Source organism: Nocardia sp. CA-128927, assembly GCF_050955855.1.
Lineage (GTDB): Bacteria > Actinomycetota > Actinomycetes > Mycobacteriales > Mycobacteriaceae > Nocardia.
In genome coordinates this window covers 10,212,544-10,234,954 of record NZ_CP192087.1, presented here as the reverse complement: position 1 = coordinate 10,234,954, position 22,411 = coordinate 10,212,544, and the positions used below count along the sequence as shown (strand labels likewise).

Annotated in this window: 21 protein-coding genes; 9 read left to right on the top strand and 12 right to left on the bottom strand. The window is 67.3% G+C overall.

The window, feature by feature from the left end; translation table 11 throughout:
• Nucleotides 1–14: 14 nt before the first annotated feature.
• Nucleotides 15–614, bottom strand: a complete 600-nt coding sequence (locus ACQPW1_RS47465; protein WP_433660483.1) for a hypothetical protein — start codon at nt 612–614, stop codon at nt 15–17.
• 397 nt (nt 615–1,011) lie between these two features.
• Here ACQPW1_RS47465 and ACQPW1_RS47460 point away from each other — a divergent pair, with 397 nt between their 5' ends.
• Nucleotides 1,012–2,691 (top strand): NTF2-like N-terminal transpeptidase domain-containing protein, encoded by a 1,680-nt coding sequence (locus tag ACQPW1_RS47460; protein ID WP_433660482.1) that lies wholly within the window; start codon nt 1,012–1,014, stop codon nt 2,689–2,691.
• A gap of 12 nt (nt 2,692–2,703) precedes the next feature.
• Here the strand turns inward: ACQPW1_RS47460 and ACQPW1_RS47455 are convergent, their stop codons facing one another.
• The 3 genes from ACQPW1_RS47455 to ACQPW1_RS47445 all read right to left on the bottom strand — a co-directional run bounded on the left by ACQPW1_RS47455 (nt 2,704) and on the right by ACQPW1_RS47445 (nt 5,841).
• A complete protein-coding gene (locus ACQPW1_RS47455; protein WP_433660481.1) occupies nt 2,704–3,084 on the bottom strand; it encodes a DUF3054 domain-containing protein in 381 nt (126 codons plus the stop codon).
• Nucleotides 3,085–3,150: 66 nt separating this feature from the next.
• The gene (locus tag ACQPW1_RS47450) at nt 3,151–4,239 is read right to left on the bottom strand and encodes a lysylphosphatidylglycerol synthase transmembrane domain-containing protein (protein WP_433660480.1); all 1,089 of its coding nucleotides are present in this window, start codon (nt 4,237–4,239) and stop codon (nt 3,151–3,153) included.
• 81 nt (nt 4,240–4,320) lie between these two features.
• Nucleotides 4,321–5,841: an adenylate/guanylate cyclase domain-containing protein gene (locus tag ACQPW1_RS47445; RefSeq protein ID WP_433665553.1), complete on the bottom strand. Its 1,521-nt coding sequence runs from the start codon at nt 5,839–5,841 to the stop codon at nt 4,321–4,323.
• Between the two features lie 159 nt (nt 5,842–6,000).
• Between ACQPW1_RS47445 and ACQPW1_RS47440 the strand changes: the two genes are divergently transcribed.
• The 4 genes from ACQPW1_RS47440 (at nt 6,001) to ACQPW1_RS47425 (ending at nt 9,914) form a co-directional block, all read left to right on the top strand.
• Nucleotides 6,001–7,245 carry an AI-2E family transporter gene (locus ACQPW1_RS47440; protein WP_433660479.1) on the top strand — a complete coding sequence of 415 codons (1,245 nt, stop codon included), beginning with the start codon at nt 6,001–6,003 and terminating at the stop codon, nt 7,243–7,245.
• Nucleotides 7,246–7,263: 18 nt separating this feature from the next.
• Nucleotides 7,264–8,433 carry a MacS family sensor histidine kinase gene (gene macS, locus ACQPW1_RS47435; protein ID WP_433660478.1) on the top strand — a complete coding sequence of 390 codons (1,170 nt, stop codon included), beginning with the start codon at nt 7,264–7,266 and terminating at the stop codon, nt 8,431–8,433.
• Between the two features lie 66 nt (nt 8,434–8,499).
• Entirely contained in the window at nt 8,500–9,135 is a 636-nt protein-coding gene (locus tag ACQPW1_RS47430) for a response regulator (RefSeq protein WP_433665552.1), read from the top strand.
• 125 nt (nt 9,136–9,260) lie between these two features.
• Nucleotides 9,261–9,914 (top strand): DUF1707 SHOCT-like domain-containing protein, encoded by a 654-nt coding sequence (locus ACQPW1_RS47425; protein ID WP_433665551.1) that lies wholly within the window; start codon nt 9,261–9,263, stop codon nt 9,912–9,914.
• A gap of 66 nt (nt 9,915–9,980) precedes the next feature.
• Here ACQPW1_RS47425 and ACQPW1_RS47420 read toward each other — a convergent pair whose 3' ends face one another.
• Nucleotides 9,981–11,171: a helix-turn-helix domain-containing protein gene (locus tag ACQPW1_RS47420; protein WP_433660477.1), complete on the bottom strand. Its 1,191-nt coding sequence runs from the start codon at nt 11,169–11,171 to the stop codon at nt 9,981–9,983.
• Between the two features lie 149 nt (nt 11,172–11,320).
• Between ACQPW1_RS47420 and ACQPW1_RS47415 the strand changes: the two genes are divergently transcribed.
• The 3 genes from ACQPW1_RS47415 (at nt 11,321) to ACQPW1_RS47405 (ending at nt 14,225) form a co-directional block, all read left to right on the top strand.
• Nucleotides 11,321–11,554: a hypothetical protein gene (locus ACQPW1_RS47415; RefSeq protein WP_433660476.1), complete on the top strand. Its 234-nt coding sequence runs from the start codon at nt 11,321–11,323 to the stop codon at nt 11,552–11,554.
• Nucleotides 11,555–11,558: 4 nt separating this feature from the next.
• Nucleotides 11,559–12,017 (top strand): hypothetical protein, encoded by a 459-nt coding sequence (locus ACQPW1_RS47410; protein ID WP_433660475.1) that lies wholly within the window; start codon nt 11,559–11,561, stop codon nt 12,015–12,017.
• 150 nt (nt 12,018–12,167) lie between these two features.
• Nucleotides 12,168–14,225, top strand: coding sequence for a DUF2339 domain-containing protein (locus tag ACQPW1_RS47405; RefSeq protein ID WP_433660474.1), 2,058 nt, complete (start codon nt 12,168–12,170; stop codon nt 14,223–14,225).
• Nucleotides 14,226–14,323: 98 nt separating this feature from the next.
• On the opposite strand, the gene ACQPW1_RS47400 is transcribed toward ACQPW1_RS47405, so the two are convergent.
• From ACQPW1_RS47400 to ACQPW1_RS47370, 7 genes are all read right to left on the bottom strand, one after another.
• On the bottom strand, nt 14,324–14,461 hold the full coding sequence (locus tag ACQPW1_RS47400; protein ID WP_433665550.1) for a DUF397 domain-containing protein: 138 nt from the start codon (nt 14,459–14,461) through the stop codon (nt 14,324–14,326).
• A gap of 10 nt (nt 14,462–14,471) precedes the next feature.
• Nucleotides 14,472–15,065 (bottom strand): hypothetical protein, encoded by a 594-nt coding sequence (locus tag ACQPW1_RS47395; protein WP_433660473.1) that lies wholly within the window; start codon nt 15,063–15,065, stop codon nt 14,472–14,474.
• Nucleotides 15,066–15,167: 102 nt separating this feature from the next.
• The gene (locus tag ACQPW1_RS47390; RefSeq protein WP_433660472.1) at nt 15,168–15,338 is read right to left on the bottom strand and encodes a hypothetical protein; all 171 of its coding nucleotides are present in this window, start codon (nt 15,336–15,338) and stop codon (nt 15,168–15,170) included.
• A gap of 20 nt (nt 15,339–15,358) precedes the next feature.
• Nucleotides 15,359–18,370 (bottom strand): MMPL family transporter, encoded by a 3,012-nt coding sequence (locus ACQPW1_RS47385; protein WP_433660471.1) that lies wholly within the window; start codon nt 18,368–18,370, stop codon nt 15,359–15,361.
• Nucleotides 18,371–19,099, bottom strand: coding sequence for an NYN domain-containing protein (locus ACQPW1_RS47380; RefSeq protein ID WP_433660470.1), 729 nt, complete (start codon nt 19,097–19,099; stop codon nt 18,371–18,373).
• Between the two features lie 76 nt (nt 19,100–19,175).
• Nucleotides 19,176–19,988, bottom strand: a complete 813-nt coding sequence (gene trmB / locus ACQPW1_RS47375) for a tRNA (guanosine(46)-N7)-methyltransferase TrmB (protein WP_433660469.1) — start codon at nt 19,986–19,988, stop codon at nt 19,176–19,178.
• 58 nt (nt 19,989–20,046) lie between these two features.
• Entirely contained in the window at nt 20,047–21,390 is a 1,344-nt protein-coding gene (locus ACQPW1_RS47370) for a lipase family protein (RefSeq protein ID WP_433660468.1), read from the bottom strand.
• Between the two features lie 190 nt (nt 21,391–21,580).
• On the opposite strand from ACQPW1_RS47370, the gene ACQPW1_RS47365 reads away from it, so the two are divergent.
• A complete protein-coding gene (locus ACQPW1_RS47365) occupies nt 21,581–22,363 on the top strand; it encodes an SDR family oxidoreductase (RefSeq protein WP_433660467.1) in 783 nt (260 codons plus the stop codon).
• The last annotated feature ends 48 nt before the right edge of the window (nt 22,364–22,411 follow it).

The following is a 22,411-nucleotide window of genomic DNA, read 5'->3' as shown; positions in this document are numbered from 1 at the left end:
GCCCGCAACAGTACCTAGAGTCCCTGCGGTCCTTCCGAGCGCAGGTCGTCCACTTTGCGCATGGCGCCGCGCAGTTCCTCCAGCCAGGATTCCGCGTGCTTGCCTGCCAGTTTCACCGTCCAGGCCAGCGCGTCGGCTCGCGAGCGCGCCACGCCCGAGTCGACCAGGGTGTCGAGCACCTTGCGTTCGGGCTGCCGCAGCCGGGTCATCACCGGAACCGCCAAGTGGGTGAACATGACCCGCTCGCCGCCTACCGACACTCCCCACGCGACGCTGCGCCCGTAGCGGCGCTGTGCCTCGTCGGCGATCTGCATGCGGGCCGGGCGGGTGGACTCGCGGAAGCGCGAGACGGCGCCCTCTTTCGTTGCCTGTGGAACTTCCTCGGTCGACGCGTCGGCGTCGCCTTCCGCAGGGGTCTTCTCGGGCTGGGTGAGCGGCAGCTCGCCGACCACGACGATCTCGTCCCGGTCGATCTCGATAACAGGAGGGCCCGCGAACCAGTCCTCGGGCAACCTGCCCGCGAACCAGTCCGGCGCGTCTGCGGGATCCGGTAGGTCGGCCTGCTGCCAGCCGCCCGGTCGTCCGAAGCCCCGTCCCCGGTGTTCGTGTCTCATGAGGGGATCACCTACTTACTCTTCAGTGTTACTTACAGTGATTACAAGATTACGTCGCAATCTGCGCCAATGGTTCCGCTCTGTGCGAACAGAGTTCGCCGCTGGTTAACGGGGGTGATTTGCGGTTCGTAGACGCTCGCTCTGGGTACTCATTGATCCGAAACGCCGAGTAAGGCAGTAAGTGCACAACTTTGCGTGGGGCCCCGGTACGGTAGCGGCGCCGGTTGTCGCCGTAGCACTGGACAACGATCATGATCGGTCCCCCGAGACGGGAGATTTCGGGCACAATTGAGATGCTGAGCATGGGTAACGTTCTTGCGGCGTAGGCGCCGCGGACAGGTCTTTTTCAGGTACGGTGGTCTTGTTACTGGAGTGACAAGAGTGAAGAGTGGGCGACATGGATGTCTGGGGATCCCGCCGCTTTCGCGTCCGGGGCGCTATGGCACTCGCGGGGGTGGCGGCGCTCGCGATCGCGATGGGATCGTGCGGCGTACACGAGGGTGAGAACGAGGCGGAGGCGGTTGTCGAGCGCTTCACCGAGCTGCTGGACAAGCAGGACTACGTCAAGGCTTCGGAGCTCACGTCGTACCCTTCTGCGGCTTCGGCAACGCTGAAGCAAATGTTTGCTGGGCTGCAGCCGGGCAAGGCGGACTACAAGAAGACGCAATACATCGGCCTCGATTCCGAAGCGGCGATCTTCAGCATGGACGCCGACTGGTCCTTCGGCGACGGCAAAAACTGGACTTACAGCCTGCAGGGCAACGTGCGCAAGCTGGCCATCGGCTGGCGCATCTCCTGGGACCCGGCGATCGTCATGCCGCAGCTCGACCACAATCGCACCGTGCGTCTGGTGCGCACCGAGCCGACGCCGGCCCCGCGGGTCAACGACATCGCGGGCCAGCCGCTGATGACCGAACAGATCATCAACGTGATCAAGCTCGACCCCGCGAAGATGCCCGACCCGGTCGGCTCGACCAACGCGCTGGCCAAGGCCATCGAGCCGGTCGCGCCGCTGATCACCGGGCCGTCGCTGATGCAGCAGGTGGCCACCTCGCAGGGCAAGCCGGTGGTCGCGGTGAACCTGCGCGAGCCCGACTTCGCGATCCTGGAGAAGGACATGGCGCCGATCCCCGGCGTGGTCATGGAGAAGCAGCCTCGGCTCATCTCCGCCGACCGCCGGGTCTGGTCGCCCATGCTCGACGCGCTGAAGAAGGTGCAGCAGGAAAGCCAGGAGCAGCACTCCGGCTGGGGTGTGCAGGTTTTCGAACAGGACGGTCGCTTCGTCGGCCAGCTCGCCGGTGTGCAGGGCCCGCCGGGCCCGGATATCGCGGGCACCATGGACCAGCGCCTGCAGCGGGCCGCCGAGGACGCGGTCGTCAGCGCGGCGACACCCGCCTCGATCGTGGCCATCCAGCCGTCCAGCGGCGCGGTGGTCGCGGTCGCGCAGAACACTCAAGCCAGTGAGCACGGACCGGTCGCCTTCACCGGACTCTATCCGGTCGGCGGCAATATCGAGCTGTTCCGCAATATCGCGGCCGTCGCCAAAGGCAAGGCACCGCACGAGATTCCGGTGCAGGAGGCGGCTGAGGCCGCGACGGCGCTCGGCGTCGGCATCGATTTCAAGGTCCCCGGACTCGACGAGGTGACCGGACGGCTGGCCGTCGCTGGCCGCAGCGCCGAGCAGGTTCGGCAGGGCGGCGGCTCGGATGCGGTGCTGGCCAGCCCATTCGGGATGGCGATCGCCGCCGCCGCGATCGCGCGCGGCGAGGTGCCCGCGCCGCTGATCGAGGTCGCCCGGCCGAGCACCACCGACGCACAGCTCGCCCCGCTGTCGCCGGAGGTCGCCGACCGGTTGCACACCATGCTGCGTGATTCGACCAATGCTCCCGACCTCGCGAGCCTGCGCGGGTACCGGGATGTCAACGGCTACAGCGCGACCGCGGGACGGGACGGCTGGCTGATCGCGATCATGGGCGACCTGGCCTTCGCCATCCACATCAACGACGTGGACAGCGGCGACGCCACCGCGCGGATGGCGGTGCGGATGCTGCAATCGCTGGCCGCGCCGGAGACTTAAGTCAGCCCGGTCTTACTTCAACGCTGTGATGGCCGCGCGCCAGCCGAGCAGGAACAGCGCCAGTACCACGGCCGCGACCAGGATGAAGCTGAACGCGGTGCCCTGACCGCTCACCGCGCGCAGCAGCATGCCGCCGCAGAGGGTGCCGAGCCAGACCAGAATTCCGGTGGGCCACAGCGCGGTTCCGTCGAACCGCGCGTCCCGCCCGGCATCGCCGAACACCCGGCTCGCCGCGGCTACCGCCACGGTCCAGCCGATCGCCAGGCCGATCGCGAACGGCCACAGCGTGCGAAGTAGTCCGGTGACCACGGCTTCGTCGTGACTGCGCCTGCCGATCGCACAGAACAGGATCACCAGCAGCGCATCTACCACCAACGGCACCAGTTTCTTCACGCGCGCCAGCGTAGTGGGGTGGGTCGAGGCAATTGTGAAGCGCCTGCGGGGCTGCGTGTTCCCGGTTCAGAAGCGGCGCTGGGAGAATTCCTTCTCGAACTCGGCGTCGTCGTCCTGAGGTGTGCGGAACAGGAACAGGAACACGATCCAGCCGACGATCGCGACCAGGATGAAGCTCACCAGCCGGTAGACGAACGCGGCGGCGACCGCCTGTGCGGCGGGCAGCCCGGCGGCCGCGGTGAGGCCGTAGATGAGCGTCGCGTCGACGTAGACGATCCCGCCCGGCGCGAACGGAATCGAGCCGACCGCTTTACCGATGGCGAACGCCAGCAGCAGCCCGGCCAGCCGAGGGTCGGCGCCCACGGCGTAGCACGCGGCGCCGAGGCAGGCGACGTCGGCGAACCGGTGCACCAACGCCCACAGCGCGACCAGGGCGCCGTCGCGCTTGCCGAGATCCACCGACTCCAGTTGCGCGAGTACGTCGCCGATCTTGCCCGCGCCCTGGTCGGCCGGGCGCTTGCGTAGTCGGTTGACCAGGCTGAGCGCCTTGCGCAGCAGCGCCTCCAGCGATCCCGGATTGCGCGACACGTAGTTGCCGACCCACACCACGGCGACGACCGCGGCCAGCGACAGGATCAACTTGAACGGCCCGATGGTCCCGCCGGACAGCAGCGTGCCGCCGACACCTAGCAGTGCGAGACCCGCCGCGGCGACCACACCGGAGAACACCAGCTGCCAGGACGCGACGATCGGACTCGCACCGAAGCGGCGGGTCTGTCGATAGGTGAAGGCGGTGGAAAACACCTGGCCCGCGGGCAATGTGACGGACATGGCGGTGGCGCCGTACACCACCGCGACGGATTTCCGCTGACTTACTGCCACACCCCCGGCGTTGAGCAGTTGTTTCTGCACCCGCCCGAATCCGCTCATCGACAATGCCTGTAGCCAAATACAGGCGGCGACCCACCCCCAGTGAATGTCGCTCAGTTTGCGCCACGATTCGTGCAGGCGCGGCCACAGATAGATACCTTCGGCGATCAGTAATGCCAGCAGGGCGACGCCGAGCACCCATTTGACCCACCAGAATTTGCCACGGCGTCTCTCGGTCGTGGGCGGTGTTTCATTGGCGGCATTCCCTTGGCCCTGCGTGGTCACGCTTCGCTACCGCCTTCGGGCCTGACGATCACGCCGCGAGGCGCAGGTTCTCCTGCCGTTTCCCCATTGGCCGTCACCCGGTCAGCCTAACGAACGCACCGTTTCGCTGTCTGCATCGTCCGGCGCGTCCGTGCCTTCTCTGGGGTAGGCGAGCAGTGTTTTTCGGCGCCGTCCGCGCAGTTGTACCTCGTCGCCGGTTTCCCACTTGTCCTGCTCGCTTTCATCGGCGAAATACAATGCGCTGCCGGAGGCCAAGGTGCGGCCCGGCTGGTCTTTGGCGAGTTCGGTCAGCCGGGATGCCTCGTTGACCGGATCGCCGATCACCGTGTATTCGAAACGATTTGCGGCACCGATATTTCCGGCCACGGCGAGACCCGCCGATACGCCGATACCGATATCGAGTCCGGGCACTTCGCGGAGCACCTCGCGTAGTTCGCGGGCCGCGGCCAGCGCGGCGGTCGGCGCGTCCGGCCGGTCCAGCGGCGCGCCGAAGATGGCCAGTGCCGCGTCGCCGACGAACTTGTTGACGAAGCCGTTGTGCCGGTCGATGACGTCGACCACGATCCGGAAGAACTCGTTGAGCAGGCTCACCACCTCGGTCGGCGGGCGCTCGGCGGCGGTCGCGGTGGAACCGACCATGTCGACGAACAGCACGGCGACGAACCGGGTCTCACCACCGAGTTCGGTGCCGTAGTCGAGGGCGCGCTGCGCGACCTCCTCGCCGACGTGCTGACCGAACAGTTCCTGGAGCTGCCTGCGCTTGGCCGCCTCTTCCATCATCCGGTTGAAGCCGACCTGCAGCAGGCCGATCTCGCTGCCGTCGAAGACCTCGACTTGGACGTCGCGCGAGCCCTCCTGCACCCGGTCGATGGCCTGGCTGAGCTGGCGCACCGGGTCGGAGATGCTGGAGCCGGTGAGCATGGACAGCGCCAGCGCCTGCAGGATCACCACGCCGCAGAGCAGCAGGATGGAGATGGCCAGCGACTGGGCGGAGAACTTCACGTCCGAGGAGATCTGGGTGATACACAGCAGCACGATGGCGATGGTGGGGGCGAAAGTGCCCATGCCCCAGGTCATTGCCATCCGGGTGCCGACACCCGGCGTCAGGGTGTGGTCGAACGTGCCCGCCGTCAGCGCCGCCGCGGCGACCGGACGCAGGATGCGTTCGCCGAGCATGTAGGTGAAGCCGAACACGATGGTGGCGGCCATGCACAGCGTGACGATGACCGCGCCCGCCAGCTTGGGCTCGTCGGTGATGATCAGCAACGCCAGGATTGCGCCGCCGATCAGCCAGAGCGCCAGATGCAGGATGGCCTGCCGCAGCGGGGCATGCAGTGCGGCCATCTGTTCTTGGCGGCTCGGTGGTCCGCCGCGCATCTGCCAGCGCATCACCGGGCGCAGCATCAGCGCGGACGCGGCCATGCTGAGCAGGCCGCCGGTCAGGAAGACCAGGGCCGGAATGAGCAGGCCGGTGCTGCGCGCGCCGTCGTGCGCGCCCTCGGGGACCGGCAGCCCGTACTGGATGAAGGCCCAGACCAGCACCGCGCCGAAGGCGTTGGCCAGCAGCATCGATGTCAGGTACAGCGGCCAGCGCGTTCGCATGGTCTGTTTGACCGCTTCCAAGGGCGCTGACACAACCAACAATCTAGCGTTTCGATCATGTGAGCTTCCCCGCGGCGCTGTTCAGCCCCCTGGAATTCGACCGGCCCGGCGCGGGCCGAGGACGGACAACTGTCCGCTTTGCTCGTTATGCTCGGCCAGGTGACTGACCCCAAGCCAAGCTCGAAGCGGAAAGCAACCCTGACTCGGCCTGCCGCGGACTCGGTGCACCCGATTGTTCGGGTATCGGCCGAGTGGGGCTGGCGGCTGCTGATCCTGTTCGCGGTGGTGCTCGCGTTGGCCGCGATCGTGCAGAAGCTGGCGACGGTGATCATTCCGCTCGCCATCGCGTTGCTCGCGGCCGCGTTGCTGGCGCCGCTGGTCGACTGGCTGCAACGACTAGGGGTGCCGCGCTCGGTCGGCGTGTTCGTCGCATTGGTCGGATCACTCGGACTGGTCGCGGGGGTGATGACCTTCGTCGTCGAGCAGTTCATCGCCGGCGTGCCGCAGCTGTCCGACGAATTCACCAACAGCATTCACAAGATCCAGGATTGGCTGATCACCGGCCCGCCGCATCTGAGCAACGATCAGATCCGCAATGTGGGCGACCAGATCATCAAGACGATCCAGTCCAATCAGGACCGGCTGACCAGCGGCGCGCTTACCACCGCGACGGTCATCGCCGAGCTGCTCACCGGCACCTTCCTGACCCTGTTCATCCTCATCTTCTTCCTCTACGGCGGCGATCAGATCTGGCGTTTCGTCACCCGGATCGTGCCGACCGAGCAGCGCGAGAAGGTCCGCACCGCCGGGCAACTCGGGTTCGGCACGCTGGTCGGCTTCGTGCGCGCCACCGTGGCCGTCGCGGCGGTGGACGCCATCGGCATCGGCACCGGGCTCGGCATTCTCGGTGTGCCGCTGGCCCTTCCGCTGGCCTCGCTGGTCTTCATCGGCGCGTTCATCCCGATCATCGGCGCGTTCGTCGCCGGGTTCGTCGCGGTGTTCATCGCGCTGGTGACCAAGGGGTTGATCACCTCGCTGATCGTGCTCGGCATCATCATCGCGGTGATGCAGCTGGAAGGGCATGTGCTGCAACCGCTGCTGCTCGGGCGGGCGGTGAGCATCCATCCGCTGGCGGTGGTGCTGGCGATCACCGCGGGTGTGGTGCTCGGCGGGATCGCGGGTGGTCTGCTCGCGGTGCCGTTCGTCGCGGTGATGAATACGGCCATCCGGTCGTTGCTCGCGGACAGTCCGGAGGAGATCTTCGAGGAACTACAGACCGGCGAGGTCGAACCGGACGATCCGGAGCCCGGTCGGTTCGATGTGGCGGCGACGCTGGCGAAGGAAGAGACGCGCGGCGTCCGGATCGCCGAGCCGGAGGCCGATGACAGCGCGCCGAAGGGCTGAGCCCGAGGGGAGGGGCTGATGGGAGGGGCTGAGCCGCGCTCGTCCGATGTGGCGACCACGCCGCTGTGGCGGGCCGCGCAGGCGTTGCGGTTGGTGACGTTGCTGTATGCGGTGCTGCAGCAGGTCGCTTCGGCGCCCTACTACCAGAATCAGCGGCTGAGCTGGGTGCTCATCGCCTTGATGGCGGTGTGGTCCGGTGCGTCGGCGATCATGTTGTCGCACTGGCAGTTTCCCGACGTGCGTCAGGTGCGCGTCTGGGTGGTGTTCGGTGACCATGTAGTGGTGATCGCGCTGATGGCCGCGACCCGGCTGGTCGCCGACTACGACTGGTATCACGGACATCAGACGCTGCCGACCACGCTGTGGGCCACGAACGCGGTGATCGGGGCGGCGATTCTGCGCGGGCCGTTCGCGGGGGTGCTGTCCGGCGCGTTGATCGCGTCGGTCGCGCTGACGGTGCGCGATCAGTGGGGGCAGGACGTGTGGACCGATGCGACGGTGCCGGTGCTCGTCTCCGTCGGCCTGGCACTGGGTTTGGCGGCCAACACCGCGCGGCGCGCCCAGGACCAGCTGGAACGCGCGGTTCGGCTGACCGCGGCCACCGAAGAGCGGGAACGACTTTCGCGCGAGGTGCACGACGGCGTGCTGCAGGTGCTCAGTTACATCAAGCGGCGCGGCAACGAGATCGGCGGGCCCACCGAGGAATTGGCCCAGCGTGCCGCGGAACAGGAAGTGGCGCTGCGGGTGCTGATCACCGAAACCGCCGTTCGCGACGATTCCGGTGGAGCCGACGTCGACCTGCGGCCGCTGCTCACCGTGCACGCGACGCCGTCGATATTCGTGTCGACGCCGGGTAATCCGGTGCTGATCGGACGGTGGGCGGGTGCGGAGATCGCGGCGGCCGTAGCGACGGCGCTGTCCAATGTCGCGTTGCACGCCGGTCCCGAAGCGAAAGCCTATGTGTTGCTGGAAGACACGGGGGAAGAGTTGGTGATCAGCGTGCGTGACGACGGGGTCGGCATTCCGCCCGGTCGGCTTGCGGAGGCCGAAGCCGAAGGGCGGCTAGGGGTTTCGCGGTCCATCATCGGACGGATCGAGGCGCTCGGCGGGACCGCCGACCTGCTCACGGAGAGCGACGGCGGGGTCGGCTTCGGCACCGAGTGGGAATTCCGGGTGCCGCGAACATGACACCGTTGCGATCGATCCAGGAGGTGTGCAGTGACCGATAATGTTGCGGCCGAGGGCGTTTCGGTGATGGTGGTGGACGACCACCCGATGTGGCGCGACGGCGTCTCGCGCGATCTCACCGAGGCAGGCTTCCACGTCGCTGCCACCGCGGACGGGGTCGGCTCGGCGACCAGGCGGGCGGCGGCGGTGCGGCCCGCGGTGGTGCTGATGGACATGCAGCTGCCCGACGGGAACGGCGCGCAGGCGACCGCTGAGGTACTGCGCGTCTCGCCGGACAGCCGGGTGCTCGTGCTCTCGGCGTCGGCCGAACGCGACGACGTGCTCGACGCGATCAAGGCGGGGGCTTCGGGTTACCTCGTGAAGAGCGCATCGGTGGCGGAGCTGATCGAGGCGGTGCACGCGACCGCGGCGGGACAGCCGGTGTTCACACCCGGTCTGGCAGGTCTGGTCCTCGGTGAATACCGGCGCATGGCCACCGCGCCGGCCGAGCCCGACGAGCCGCACCGCCCGGCGCTGACCGATCGGGAGACCGAGGTGCTGCGGATGGTCGCAAAGGGGTTGTCCGCCAAGCAGATCGCGTCGCGACTCGGACTGAGCCATCGGACCGTGGAAAACCACGTCCAGGCGACGCTGCGCAAGCTGCAGCTGGCCAACCGCGTCGAGCTCACCCGATACGCGATCGAGCAGGGCCTCGACGAGTAAGCGGCGACCGAAAGTCGTACACCGTTATCCGGGATTGCCCTGATACACGATGGCCGTCAGGTCGGTAATCTCGAATCATGGGCGGACCCGAATCAGAATCCACTGGCGTCGGCTCCGGAGACGCGATAGGCGACCGGGATCTACGCGTATCCGACGTCGAGCGCGAGCACGTCGGCCAGCTGCTACAGCGAGCCGTCGGCCTCGGCATGCTCTCGCTCGGTGAATTCACCGAGCGGATGGACACGGCGCTGGCCGCGAAGACTCGCGGTGAGTTGAATGCCGTGCTGATCGATCTGCCCGGCGTCCGCCTGGTCGGTCAGCCCGCCGCGCCGCCGTCGACCTTCGTGAACACCGCGCCGTCGTTCGTGAAGCACCGTCCGGCTCCGGCCCCGCTCGGCCCGCAGAACGCGCCGGGCGGCGTGATTCGCTCCCGCCTGTCCGGTGTGAACCGGCGTGGACCGTGGCATGTCGCGCCGTCGCTGCAACTCAACAGCTGGCTCTCGGGTGTGACCCTGGATTTCACCGAGGCGGTCATGTCGACCCAGGTGGTCGAACTGAACGTCGACGACTACTGCAGTTCGCTCACCCTGATCGTGCCCGCCGAGGCGACCGTCGATCTCAACGACGTCAACCTGATCGGCTCCAGTGTGAACAACAAGGTGCGCACCGGTCCGCCATTCGGTCCCTTGCACCTCGTGGTCCGCGGGAGCATCCGCTTCGGTTCGATCACTGCCAAGCACACCTTCATGGCGCACTGGCGCCGGATGATGGGTCACTGACGGAACAGGTTGGTGCTGACCAACTCTCACTCGGCAGCGGCACGTCCCGGGACGTAGTAGTTCGGTTCAGGTGTTGACGCCGATACGACGGGCGAAGGCGCGCAATGGGACTCGGCGGTCGTGGTCGAGTAGTTCGGAAACGATGTGGCGAGGCAGGGATTGGTATTTGAGCCAGTCCTGGCCGCCGACCCGTTCCGCGGTGAGCAGCGTGTCGAGTGCGCGCTGGTGCTGGCCGGTACGGGTCAGGGCGACGGCGGTGTCGGTGAGATGGCGGGCGCGTGAGGACTGCGGGAGACCGCCGTGGGCGGGCATCGCCTTCGCGGCGGCCAATGCCTCGGGGTAGCGCTCGGAAGACACGTTGACGTCGACCGTCTGCATGACGACTTGGGAAGGGCCGAAATAGGTTTCGTAATCGCGGCGGTCACTGCCGATGCGCAGCGCGACCTCGCTCGCCGCTTCGACCAGCGACAACGCGTCGGGTACATCCTGCGCCCGGCCCGCGGCGGTCGCGCCCTGCAAGACCAGCGAGCCATACGCGGACAGGTGCGCTGCGGTGACTTCGCCGGACGGCTCCAAACTCGCCGCCGCCCGCAGCGCGACGCGACGCGATTCGTCGTAGCGACCCTGCACCAGCAACTGCCAGGCGACCGAGCCGCGGATGGTGCCGAGCAGCAGCGGGTCGTTGCCCTCCTCCGCCGCCGTGAGCGCCTGCCGGATCGCCAGGAACGCCGGATCGGTCTGGCCGAGGTGCACCAGCGTGCAGCCGGTGACCCAATACATCCGTGCCAGCAGCTCATTCGCGACCGCGACCGAGCCGTTGCGCGCGGCATGGACAGTGGCGCGCAGCTGGGTGAGCCCCGACGGCAGGATCGAGGTGAGCAGTTCGTAGCGGCCGACCCAGTACGCGCCCCACGCGTAATCGACGGCGCGGCGACCGTCGTCGAGGCTGATCGCGGCTTCCTCGTTCGTCTCGCCGAGCAGGTCGTCGACCGGGGTCAGCGCGCGGCGGATGGCGACGATGCCCGAATCGGGGTCGCTGGACGGCACACCCGCGCGTTTACCGATCAGGTCGGCGATGTCCACATCCAGGGCGCGGGCCAGCTTCTGCAGGCTGGCGATCGAGGCGGTCTGGCGGCCGCCCTGCTCGAGTTTGCGCACCAGGTCGACGCTGACTCCGGCCTGATCCGCGAGCTGGCGCTGGGTGAGCGCCTTGCCGCGGAACATTCGGATGCGAACGCCGATCGACGAATCGTCCATGTACCCAATTCCTTTTGTTACATCTACGTTTCAGGGTACGACGCTAAGTCATTGCACTCGACCAAAGTGGGACATTACGTACGACTAGTTGACTGCTGGATGGAATACCGTTGCCTTTCTGCAACTTTGATAGCAAAGGGCGGCGGCAAATGAACACGATGCCGAACACCTCCGTGCAGGCCGGGCGCGCTGAGCGCGCGCTGGGGCCCGCCGCACACGCCACGCACCACCACCGCAGCGCGCGACCGTTCTGCCGTCGCGCGGCATTACCCACCTACCGCGGTGTCACCGCACGCCACCTGCAGCGCGTGCGCGAACAGCACGGCCCGCTACGCCGAACGACGACGTCCGCGATCCGGTCCGCTGTTCTCGCCGAAGGGTAAAACCATGTTCGAGCGCTGTCATTCTCCCCTCGATATCGCACATCTGCTCCGCGACCTGTACGGCCTCCCGGTACAACTGCTGGCCGGCCGCCCGATGGTCACCACCGGCTCTATCCTCGGCGCCATCGTGATGCCGCCCGACCTGGGCCGCAAAGTCCTTGCCACGCTGGACCGCACGTACGCCGCCCCCGTGATCGCCGACCCCGGCGCACGCAACTGGACCTTCCTGGTCACCCCGCCGACCCCGGCCCGCCCCGTCGAGGTCCCCATCCGCCGCTGCCTGGCCGGCCACCAGGTCACCATCGTCCCCGGCGGCCACCACATCCTGCTCCCCGCCACCGACTCCACCCTCGGCTGGCACTGGGCAGGCGAACCGGCCCCCGGCGCCCTCCGCATGCCCCCACGCCTGGCCGTAATCAACGCCGTCCACCAGGTAACCACCCTGCAAACCAGCACCCCCTGACCACCCGCCGCGACCGGCCCCCACCCGCCTCACCGGGGTGGGGGTCGGTCGGCGTTCCGGTGCCTTCGCCTGGAAAGTCGGGTAGATATCGGGGGTCTGTCGGGGGTAATTACTCATGCTCGGAATGGGCGGGGCGGACAGCATTGGGGTATGAGCACATCTATCGATCCGGCGTTGATTTCGCGCATCTCGGGGGAGTTTTCTGCGTTGGGGGCGCAGATGGGGGCGCTTGGGCGGGATTTGGAGTTGTTGCGGGGGCAGGTTGTGGGGGGTTCGGCTGGGGCGCAGGGAGTTTCGGCGGAAGGGGTGGGTGCTGCTCCGTCCGAAGGGGCTCGGGTTCCGATGCCGCCGGTGGCGGGTCCGTCGGGTCAGGCACCGTGGCCGGGGCATCAGGTTCCGCCCGGTGCGGTTGCGCCGGGTTCGGCGGTGCCTCCCGTTTATGTGCCGCGGTTCGCTCCTGCTCCCGCGGTGTCCGGTTGGGGCGCGCAGGGTGCGGTGATGCCGCCGAACGCTGCGCCGATGCCGTCGCGTGGACCGGTACCACCGATGGGTGCGCCGATGCTGCCGCCGGGGATGCGGCCGCCGCCTCCGCCGCGTAAGGGGCCGTCGGTTCCGCAAACCCCGTGGTGGCAGCGGGACGGGGTGATCAGTCGGCTGCTCGCGGTGGCGGGTGTCGCGGTCACCTTGATCGGTGTGGTGATGCTGTTGGTGCTTGCCGCGCAGGCGGGGTTCTTCGGGCCGGTGCCGAGAGTTGTTGCGGGCGCGGTGTTCTCGACGGGGCTGGTGGCGGCCGGGATGCGGGTGTTCGGGCGGGTCGGTGGCCGGGTCGGCGGGATCGCGTTGGCGGCCACCGGTATTGCGGGTGCCTATCTGGATGTTGTTGCGGTGACCGCGAGTTACCACTGGTTGCATCCGGTGATCGGGTTCGCGGTGGCGTTCGGTGTCGCTGCCATCGGTGTCGCGTTGGCGATGCGGTGGCAGTCGCAGCCGTTGGCGGTGCTTGTTGTGGTCGGTGCGGCGGTGTTGTCGCCGGTGTTGACGACAGAGTTGGCGCTGCTGGCGTTCCTGGTCGTGTTGCAGTTGGCCTGTGTGCCGGTGCAATTGGTGCGGGACTGGCCGTATCTGCATGTGGTGCGGACGTTGCCCGCGGTGCTTGCCACCTTCCTGTTCGTCGCGGGTGCGATCCTCGGCGGTCCTTCGGCAGGTGACAGGGCGCTGCTGCTTGTCGCCGCGGTGGCCGTGGCAATGGTGGGGCTGATCGGGACCGTGTTGGTGGTCCGGCACCGGCCCGCCGACATCACCGCGTCGCTGATGCTTGCGCTGGCGACGGTGCCGCTGCTGGCCGCGCCGGGGATGTATCAGCTCGATCGACCTGTCGCGTCGACGATCGCGGGAATCTTCGCGGCCGTGTTGCTGGCTGTTGCCGGAACGGCCCTTGTGTCGAAATTGGCTGCGGTAGCAGAGATTCCGAGTCACACGGCGGTAGTCGCCGCCGTCGCGGGATCGATCGCGCTGCTCGAGGTCTGTGTCGCGGTGACCGATCCGCGCACCTTGCCGACCGCGTGGTTCCTGGTGGCCCTGGGCTACCTGGGTGTGGCCGGGCAACGACGGTCCGGCGTGACCGCCGGTATCGGTGCGGCGTTCGCGACACTCGGCGCGTTCGCGTTCCTGAACGTCGCCGGGCCGGAAGTCCTTGCCTCCCAGCAGCGTTCGGCCGATAACCTGAGCATCTCGACGGTGCTCGGCGCGGTACTCGCCCTCGCGGTCGTCGCGGTGGCGGTGTGGTGCGCGCGCAGACTGCCGGGCCTGCAGAGCACCGCCGAGTTGCAGTGGATCGCGGCGAGCATCGCCGGGCTGTATTCGGTTACCGCCGCGACGGTTTCGATCGGCGTCGCGACCGGTGCGGACGACGGCTTCGTCATCGGCCACAGCGCGGCGACCATCTTGTGGATGGCGGGCGCCACCGCCGCACTGTTCTACGGACTGCGCAATATCGGCAAGGCCGGCTCGGTGGCCAAACTCGCCCTCGGCTCCGGATTGCTGCTCACCGCAGCGGCTTTGGTCAAGCTGTTCCTGTTCGACCTCGCCACCCTGGACGGACTGGTGCGCGTCGCCGCCTTCCTGGCCGTCGGTGTCCTACTCCTCGTCGTGGGCACCAGGTACGCGCGAGCCTTCGCCGAGGCGAATGTCGACCATTCGCATACTTAAAACCGCAGCTCAGAGGAATTACGACGGCAGGTATCCAGCAAGAAGCGCCGTACTGGTGGTGTTCCCGGCGGTACGTGGCTTGCGCGTTGCTGGTGCGGTTACTGCGGACGCCTGAACTGGCCGTCGACCACGCCAGCGGTGAAGGCGTCCCATGCGCCGGGGGTGAAGACAAGCGCGGGGCCGGTCGGGTTCTTGGAGTCCCGCACGCCGACCAGCCCCCCGTCCAGGTGCGCGATCTCTACAGGGTCAGTTCGTCGCCGCGGCGGGCGCGACGAGGGTGTCCTCGTAGCGCAGGTAGTACCAGCTGCCGTAGCGGCGGGGGTACACGATGCCCAGCGTCGTCGGGGACGGAGTCGGGTCGGGATCGTTGCCCCCGTTCTTGAACTCGAGGTGGTGAATCTCGCTGGTGCGCTTCGGGTCATAGATGACGTGCAGCTCGAGGCGATCGTCTTCGAGCTGCCGGAACTGGTCGATGCGCAGGAATCCGGGAACGTAGAAGTTCAGGCGGTCCAGCTTGTCGGCAACCACCATCAGGCTGACCCCGTCGTATTCCGGCGGCACGGGGCGGGCGTACCAGTACACATACCACCGGGCTCCGTCGGTGAGGTGTACGGTGCCGAGCCGATGGTCTAGGACGATCGGCGGGCGTTCCGGGTAGTAGTCGGAACTGATGAGCACCTCGGATATCTCGTGCAGCTTGGTGTCGTCGTAGACGAAGGTGAACTCACACTCACCGTCACGGCCGTTGAGCTGGCGCATCTCGTCGATCCGGACGAAACCGGGGATGTGATAGGTCAGCGCGGCCGGGATGCCGGTCACGGTGGCGATTCCGAATGCCATGGGAACCTCGTATTCAGTTGCATGAGAAGGGGATTCAGGTAAGAAGGTCGAACGGGCGACAGCCTGTCACAACATTCTCGGTACGGCGGAGATCAGACCAACTCACTGCTCGTCGCCCAGATACCAGTCGGCGATGGTGGCCGTGCGGACGTCCTCGAGCTGCTCGGCGGACTTGCCATGAGCCAGGGCGTAGACAATCCACTCGCTGCGTTCCGCGTCGCGGTGGTGCCGCGGAACCGGGTTGCGCGAACTCCCGAGAAGCGGGCGAAGCACCGAGTCACTGACCCGGCGAGTTACTCCCGGTCGCGCCGACGCAGCAACTCGTTGACGCTGACCGTCCGCTCGTCGCCACCGTGATGGCGGCCCTCATCGGGCTTGCCGGAGCGGCGGGATGAGCGGAGTCCGGCCATCCAGTCTTCGATGCTGTTGCGGTTGTACTCGCCGGTTTCGGTGCTGGCGGATTCCGCAGGAGTCGGCTCCGGTGCGGCGTGATGCGTGGTCCGCTCGGCAGGCGCTGGGTTGTCCTGCCGCGGCGCGATGAATTCGGTGTACGCCGGCGGATCCAAGGGTGCCAGTGCCGGCGTCGGCTGCGTCGGCTCGAACTTGGCCTCGGGACGTCTGCCGCCGTCGCCGGAAACCGTCGGCGGAGCGGGCGGTTCGTAGGTCGGCGCCGCGGGCGGTTCGTAAGCCGCGGGCGACTCGAACGCCGAGAACGAAGATCCCGAGGACGCATCGGTCCGAATGGTGCCGATGTCGAACGGCAGCGCGGGCGGGGCAGGCCGCGGCCCGGTGGGATCGTGCGGGACCGCCGGGAAAGGTATGGGCGGCTGGGCATTCGGCGCGCCCGCCGCAGGACCGGCCGGACGCGGCAGGTTCGGGTCCGACACGAAACCCGACGGCGGCGTCGGCCGCTGCCGAATCGGATCGAGCGGCGCGGGCGCCGGAGTCGTCGGCGCCTTGGGGGCGGCGGGCGGCACCTTGTCGAGCCGCCGGGTGGGCGCCTCGGCTTCGATCTCCTCCACCGTGCGCGGGCGGCGCGGCTTGCGCGGCGGGCGATTACCGTCGTTGATGGCGGGGATCTGCATGGTGACCGGGTCGGTGATGGGGGTCGTCTTGACCAGGTCGACGACCTCGCCGCCGCCGGGACGCTCGTCGTCCAGGATCGGCTCGCCGAGCCCGATCTTCTGCTGGATCTTCTTCATCCAGGCGGGCGCCCACCAGCAGTCGTCGCCGAGCAGCTTCATGGTTGCGGGCACCAGCAGCATGCGCAGAATGGTGGCGTCGATGAACAGCGCGGCGATCATGCCGTACGCGAGGTACTGCATCATCACCAGATCGGAGAACGCGAACGCGCCGGTCACCACGAGCAGGATCAGCGCCGCTGCGGTGATGATGCGGCCGGTCTGTGCGGTGCCGATGCGGACCGCCTCGGTGGTCGACGCGCCTTGCGTGCGCGCCTCCACCATTCGGGACAGCAGGAAGACCTCGTAGTCGGTGGACAGACCGTAGATCACCGCGATGATCAGCACCAGCACCGGCGACATGATCGGCTGTGGCGTGAAGTTCAGCAGCCCGGCGCCGTGCCCGTCGACGAAGATCCACGTCAAAATGCCGAGCGTGGAACCCAATCCGAGCGCGCTCATCAGCGCGGCCTTGATCGGCAGCACCAGCGAGCCGAAGGTCAGGAACATCAGCAGCGTGGTGACCAACAGGACCAGGCCGATCATCCACGGCATCCGGTCCAGCAGCGCGTCGATGCTGTCCTTCTGGATCACCGGCTGCCCGCCGACGTACATGGCTACGCCATCGGGCACGTCGATCGAGCGCAGATAGTCGATGGTCGGGTCGGCGTCCTCGGAGTCGGCGAGGGTCGCGCTGGTGCGATAGACCTGGTTGTTGGAATTGGAGCGCGACGGCACGTCGAAGGTGCCGGTGAGGCCGGGCGCCTGCTTGGCCGCGGTCCACGCCTTGCCGACCTTGTTGCTGTCGTCGGAGACGAACACCAGCTGGATCGGATCGGATTTACGCAACGGGAAGATCGAGTCGAACTTCGCCTGCGCGAGCCGAGTCGTGTTGTCCGGCGGCAGATACCGCTCGTTGATGCCGCCGAACGCCAGGTTCTTGACCGGAATGATCAACAGCAGCAGCAGGATGCAGATCGGGATCGCGATCTTGAGCGGATGCTGCATCACCCAGCGGGTGGACTTGCCCCAGAAACCGTTCTCCACCTCGTCGGCGGTCTTGGTCTTGCGGAATCGCTTGAACCCGAACATGTCCACCCGCGGCCCGAGCACGCCGAGCATCGCGGGCAGGATGGTGATCGAGGTGAGCGCCGCCAGCGAGACCGTGGCGATGGACCCGTAGGCGATCGATTTCAGGAAGCCCTGCGGGAACAGCAGCATGCCGCCGAGGCTGGCGATGATCATGGTCGCGGAGAACACGACGGTGCGGCCCGCGGTCATCACCGACCGGCGCACTGCGGCGGGGGTGCTGTATCCCTCGGCGAGTTCCTCGCGGAATCTGCTCACGATGAACAGGCCGTAGTCGATCGCCAGACCGAGACCGATCATCGAAACAACCGGCGCGACGAACGAATTCACCTCGGTGAATCTGGTGATGAACAGCACGATGCCCTGTGCGCCGATCACCGTGAGACCACCGACGATCAGCGGCAGGCCGGCGGCGACCAGGCCACCGAAGATGAAGAACAGCAACACCGCGACCGCGGGGATGGCCAGGATCTCCATCCGGTGCTGGTCCTCGGCCATGGTGTCGTTCAGCGTGCCCGCCACCGCCTGCAGACCGGCGACCTGCACGTCGACTCCCGGAATGGTGAAGACATCCTTCACCTTCCGGAAGTTGTTCAGCATCTCGGTGTCGTTGTCGCCCTTGATGGCGATCGACGCGAAGGTGTACTTCTTGTCCTTCGAACCGAACGTCAGCGGCGACGTCTGACCGGTCTCGGTCGGCCAGTACGCACCGTTGATCTTGCTGATCTCCGGATGTTCGCGCGGCAGGCTGTTGAGGCTGTCGACGATCTTCTGCTTGAAGGCCGGATCATCGATCGTCTTACCCTCGGGCGCGGTGTACAGCACGATGACGTCGCTGTTGTGATCGCGCCCGAAGGCGGCGTCCGCGATCTGCGCGCCCCGCGAGGATTCCGACGTCGGATCATCCCACCCGCTGGAGCTGAGGTGGTCTCCCAAACCAAGGCCGTATCCGCCCAGCGCCAACAGCGCGGCCGCGACGATACCGATGACGCCGAAGCGCAGCTTGAAGACCAGATCGCCCCAGCGTGTGAACACTTAAGCGGCTCCTTGCGCTGGGCGAGAGGTGAGCAGCGCCGTGAGCGGCCGGAACGGCTGCAGCCAGGCGCCCTCATCGGGCAGCGAGTCGAGGCTGACCCTGGGCAGCGGTTCACGGAACACGCCCGGGATGTCCTCGAGATCGATGAATTCGAGGGTATCGGAAGTTACGGCCCAACTCGCATGCTCGCGGAAGCCGAGTACCTGACACGGTATTCCGCTGGCGGCGAGTTCCTCGAGCGGTTCCCGGAACGCCTGGCCGTCGGCCGAGGCGACCATGATGCCGGCCAGTCCGGCACCGCGGCTGCGCAGTTCGATGTGCGCGAGCATGTCCGCGTCGACATCGGAGTCCTCGTCGATCTTCGGCTTCGCGAACACGGCGTAGCCGACGTTGCGCAGCGCCTCCACCCACGGCCGCACCACATCGGCCGTGCCCGGCGCGATGTTGGTGAAGACGGTGGCTTCGGGTTCGACCCGGTGCACGTTGCCGACCGACAGCTCGGCCGTGCGGGCCAGCAGCCAGCGGCCGAGCGCGTCGAACCGGGGGCGGTAGGCCGCGGTGGGTCGTCCACCCAGGATGGCACCGAGACCCATGTCGAGGTTCGGGGCGTCCCACACCAGCAGGACCCGGCGCACGTCCGGCGTTGCGCCACCCAGACCTTCCGATCCGGTTCCCTGCACCTCCCCGGCAACATCGACCACCTCGTGGGCCATCTCAGAGACGCTCATGACTCCACCTCGCTGACGCTCGGCTCCGTCATGACCGTCAGGACGGCTGAGCTAATCGTTCGCTCGCTACGCTCGCTCATAATTCAATCTTCCCCCATATGAGCTCAGTAATGGCGCTACCGGCACGATGTGCCTTGCCTTCGAATTTCGTGACAGGCCTTTCGAAACCGATCGGCGCACTGTCCCGATGCTCCGCACTGACTCCGCCCGCGGCTTCATTCAGGGCTTTGAGCAGCGGTTCTTCCGCGCCTACCGAGGCAATGTGTTCGGCATAGTCAGCGTGGTCTGTCGCGACATGCAACACACCGCCCGGTTTTAGTCGATTGGCGATCAACGCGAAAGTCGCGGGCTGCAGCAGGCGCCGTTTGTGATGCCGCGCCTTCGGCCACGGATCCGGAAAGAAGACTCGGACGCCGGTTAGCGATTCGGCAGCAATCATGTTTTCCAGCACATCGACCGCGTCGCCGCGCAGCAGCCGGATGTTGTCGATCTGTTCGCGTTCGATGCGCTGCACCAATTGCGCGAGGCCGGGCCGGTACACCTCGATGCCGATCAGATTCAGGTGCGGTTCGGCCTGTGCCATCGCCGCGGTGGCAGTGCCGGTGCCACAGCCGATTTCGACGACCAGCGGTGCTTCGCGGCCGAACCAGGCGGCGGCGTCCAGTCGTTCGTCGGCGACCTCGCGGCCGATCGTCGGCCACATTCGGGCCCACGATTGCTGCTGTGTCGCGGTCAGCGCGCCTCGGCGCGACCGGAAGCTGGTTACGCGTGGGTACAGGCGGGAGCCGGTCTTGTTCCGGGGCTCGTGGTCATTCTGGGCCGAACCTGTGGACGGCGGGCCCGGAACTGACTCGGCAGTATTGTTCGCGGCGTCGTTCACGGCGTCCATTGTCCAGCATCGGAGGAGGGGTGCGGCAATCGACTGTGTGTTGCCGTCCAGTGGGAGGTCAGGCGGCGCGTGCGCGGTCGATCCTGGCCGCGGGCGCACTCTCCTGCCGGAGCGGGCGGCCCAGCGCGACCTTGGCCGCGGTCACCATCATCTCGTAGAGGCCGCGGGCCCCGGTCAGCGATGCGACGACCGACCACACGGTGTGGTCGCCTTCGTCGCTCACCGGTTGCCCGGCCAGCCGGTCCGCCAGCCATTCGAGGCTGATCGGGGTGGCCAGCGGCAACAGCGAGAAGTGTTCGCTCAGCCGGTCGCGCACGTAGGTGACGTGCGCGCCGCCGCGCCGGTAGCGTTCGACCTGACCGTCGATGCCATCCATGTGGATGACCTGGTCGTGGATCGGCTGCACCACGAGCAGCGGGCAGGTCGGCGTCGAATTGCCCAGGCGCAGATCGTCGAACATGGCCTGGAATTCCGGCGTCGCGATCACCTCGTCGAGCGGGCGGCTCAGGTAGTCGTCCATCCGCTTGTTGGCGAGGCCGAAGATGGCGCCGAACGGGGTCGCGTGCTCCGCGCGGGCGACGAAACGGCGGCCGTCCAGAGTGAGTTCGTTCTGCAGCATCGCGCCGAGCACGGGATACAGCCTGCGCAGCGCGGCGATCACGATGGCAGGCAGGCCCGCGTAGCTGGTGCCGTTCAACCGGGCGAAGACCTGGCCCGGATCGCCGACCGGGGCGCCGAGCACCGCGCCGACGATATCGAGTTCCGGCGCGTAGGTCGGTGCCATCTCGACCATCCACGCGCTGGCCATGCCGCCGCCGGAGTAGCCCCACACCGCGACGGGCGTGTGCGGGCCGAGGCCGAGCGGGGTGAACCGCTGCGCCGCCCGCACCCCGTCGAGCGCGCGATAGCCGGGTTCGCGTGGCGCACCGAAGTTTCCGCGCGGGCCCTCGTGATCGGCGATGCTCACCGCCCAGCCGCGGCGCAGCGCGTTCGCGACGAGCAGCCACTCGAACTGGGTGACCGAGCCGAGCGCGCGGGCGCCGTAGCGCAATGCGTAAGAAGGCGAACATTTCTCGGTGACCGCGTCCATCGCGGTCTGAAAGGCCAATAACGGCCGGTCTTCTCGCGGGTCGGCGTCCAGCGGCAGCAGCACGGTGGTGATCGCCGCCTCGGGTGTGCCGTGCATATCGCAGCTGCGGTAGAGCAGTTGCCAGGCCGAGACCTGTTGCGGCACAACGCCGAACAGGGCGAGCTCGATCTTGCGGCTGCGCAGGATGGTGCCGGGCGGCTTGGCCGCGAACTCCTTGGGCGGTCGGTGGAACGGATCGTTGCTCGGCAACAGCGGTTTCCGGTCCGCTAGGGCGGGCTCCGTATCGGCAGTGCCGATGACATCAGCTGTCATCGCGACCTCCTCGTCGGTGCGGCCTCGCGCATTCGCGGCTCGCAAGAGAGCTTCTCGGGTCGGTTTGCCGCGTTCGAAAAGCGAAGTTGCGCACCAACTATGGCGCCGACCACTTGAATGCAGGGTAAATGACCGGTAGCGGCTCTGGGAAGCCCGGTCGGCCATGTCTTACCGCACTAGACTGCGCGGTATGGGCAGACCGTCAGTGTTCATCACCGGTGCCGCGGCCGGAATCGGCCGGGCGACGGCCCTGCTTTTCGCTGCGCAGGGGTACTACGTCGGTGCTTTCGACATCGATGAAGTCGGCCTGACCAGGCTCGCAGCAGACATCACCGGTCAGGGTGGCAGCGTGCACACCGCGGTACTCGATGTGACGAATGCCACCCAGTGGGCCGAGCGGCTCGCCGAATTCCACGCCGACGCCGGTCAGCTGGACATTCTGATCAACAACGCGGGCATTCTGCGCGCGGGCCCGTTCGAAGGCATCGACCTGCCCGCCCATCAGGCGATCATCGATATCAACCTCGGTGGTGTGCTCATCGGCACGCACGCCGCGTTCAGCTACCTGCGTGACACTCCTGGCGCTCAGGTAGTGAACCTGTGCTCGGCGTCGGCGATCTACGGTCAGCCCGAACTCGCCAGCTACGGCGCCAGCAAGGCCGCGGTCAAGAGCCTCACGGAGGCATTGGATCTCGAATGGGAGCACCACGACATCCGGGTGATCGCGATCTGGCCGTTGTTCGTGGACACCGCGATGGTCGACGGGGTGCAAACCGGAACAACCAAGTCGCTCGGCGTGCGACTGACCGCCGAGGACGTCGCGGCGGGCATCTGGGATGCCACCCGCAAGCGCGGCAGGCTGCCCAAGGTGCACTACGAGATCGGCGCGCAGGCAAAGGTCCTGGCGGCCGCCGCCAAGTACGCGCCGAACTGGGCCGTCCGCACCGTCAACAAATACTTCAGCGGTACCTGAGCGGTCGTCGCCTCCTGCGCCGCGTCTTCTGCAAGAATTGCGCACCGT

Coding starts and splice junctions, on each gene's coding strand:
- ACQPW1_RS47460 (WP_433660482.1), top strand. CDS start 1,012: ATGGATGTCTGGGGATCCCGCCGCTTTCGCGTCCGGGGCGCTATGGCA.
- ACQPW1_RS47430 (WP_433665552.1), top strand. CDS start 8,500: ATGGTGGTGGACGACCACCCGATGTGGCGCGACGGCGTCTCGCGCGAT.
- macS (WP_433660478.1), top strand. CDS start 7,264: ATGGGAGGGGCTGAGCCGCGCTCGTCCGATGTGGCGACCACGCCGCTG.
- ACQPW1_RS47395 (WP_433660473.1), bottom strand. CDS start 15,065: ATGGCATTCGGAATCGCCACCGTGACCGGCATCCCGGCCGCGCTGACC.
- ACQPW1_RS47420 (WP_433660477.1), bottom strand. CDS start 11,171: ATGGACGATTCGTCGATCGGCGTTCGCATCCGAATGTTCCGCGGCAAG.
- trmB (WP_433660469.1), bottom strand. CDS start 19,988: ATGGACGCCGTGAACGACGCCGCGAACAATACTGCCGAGTCAGTTCCG.
- ACQPW1_RS47415 (WP_433660476.1), top strand. CDS start 11,321: ATGAACACGATGCCGAACACCTCCGTGCAGGCCGGGCGCGCTGAGCGC.
- ACQPW1_RS47465 (WP_433660483.1), bottom strand. CDS start 614: ATGAGACACGAACACCGGGGACGGGGCTTCGGACGACCGGGCGGCTGG.
- ACQPW1_RS47405 (WP_433660474.1), top strand. CDS start 12,168: ATGAGCACATCTATCGATCCGGCGTTGATTTCGCGCATCTCGGGGGAG.
- ACQPW1_RS47380 (WP_433660470.1), bottom strand. CDS start 19,099: ATGAGCGTCTCTGAGATGGCCCACGAGGTGGTCGATGTTGCCGGGGAG.
- ACQPW1_RS47410 (WP_433660475.1), top strand. CDS start 11,559: ATGTTCGAGCGCTGTCATTCTCCCCTCGATATCGCACATCTGCTCCGC.
- ACQPW1_RS47370 (WP_433660468.1), bottom strand. CDS start 21,390: ATGACAGCTGATGTCATCGGCACTGCCGATACGGAGCCCGCCCTAGCG.
- ACQPW1_RS47365 (WP_433660467.1), top strand. CDS start 21,581: ATGGGCAGACCGTCAGTGTTCATCACCGGTGCCGCGGCCGGAATCGGC.
- ACQPW1_RS47445 (WP_433665553.1), bottom strand. CDS start 5,841: ATGCGAACGCGCTGGCCGCTGTACCTGACATCGATGCTGCTGGCCAAC.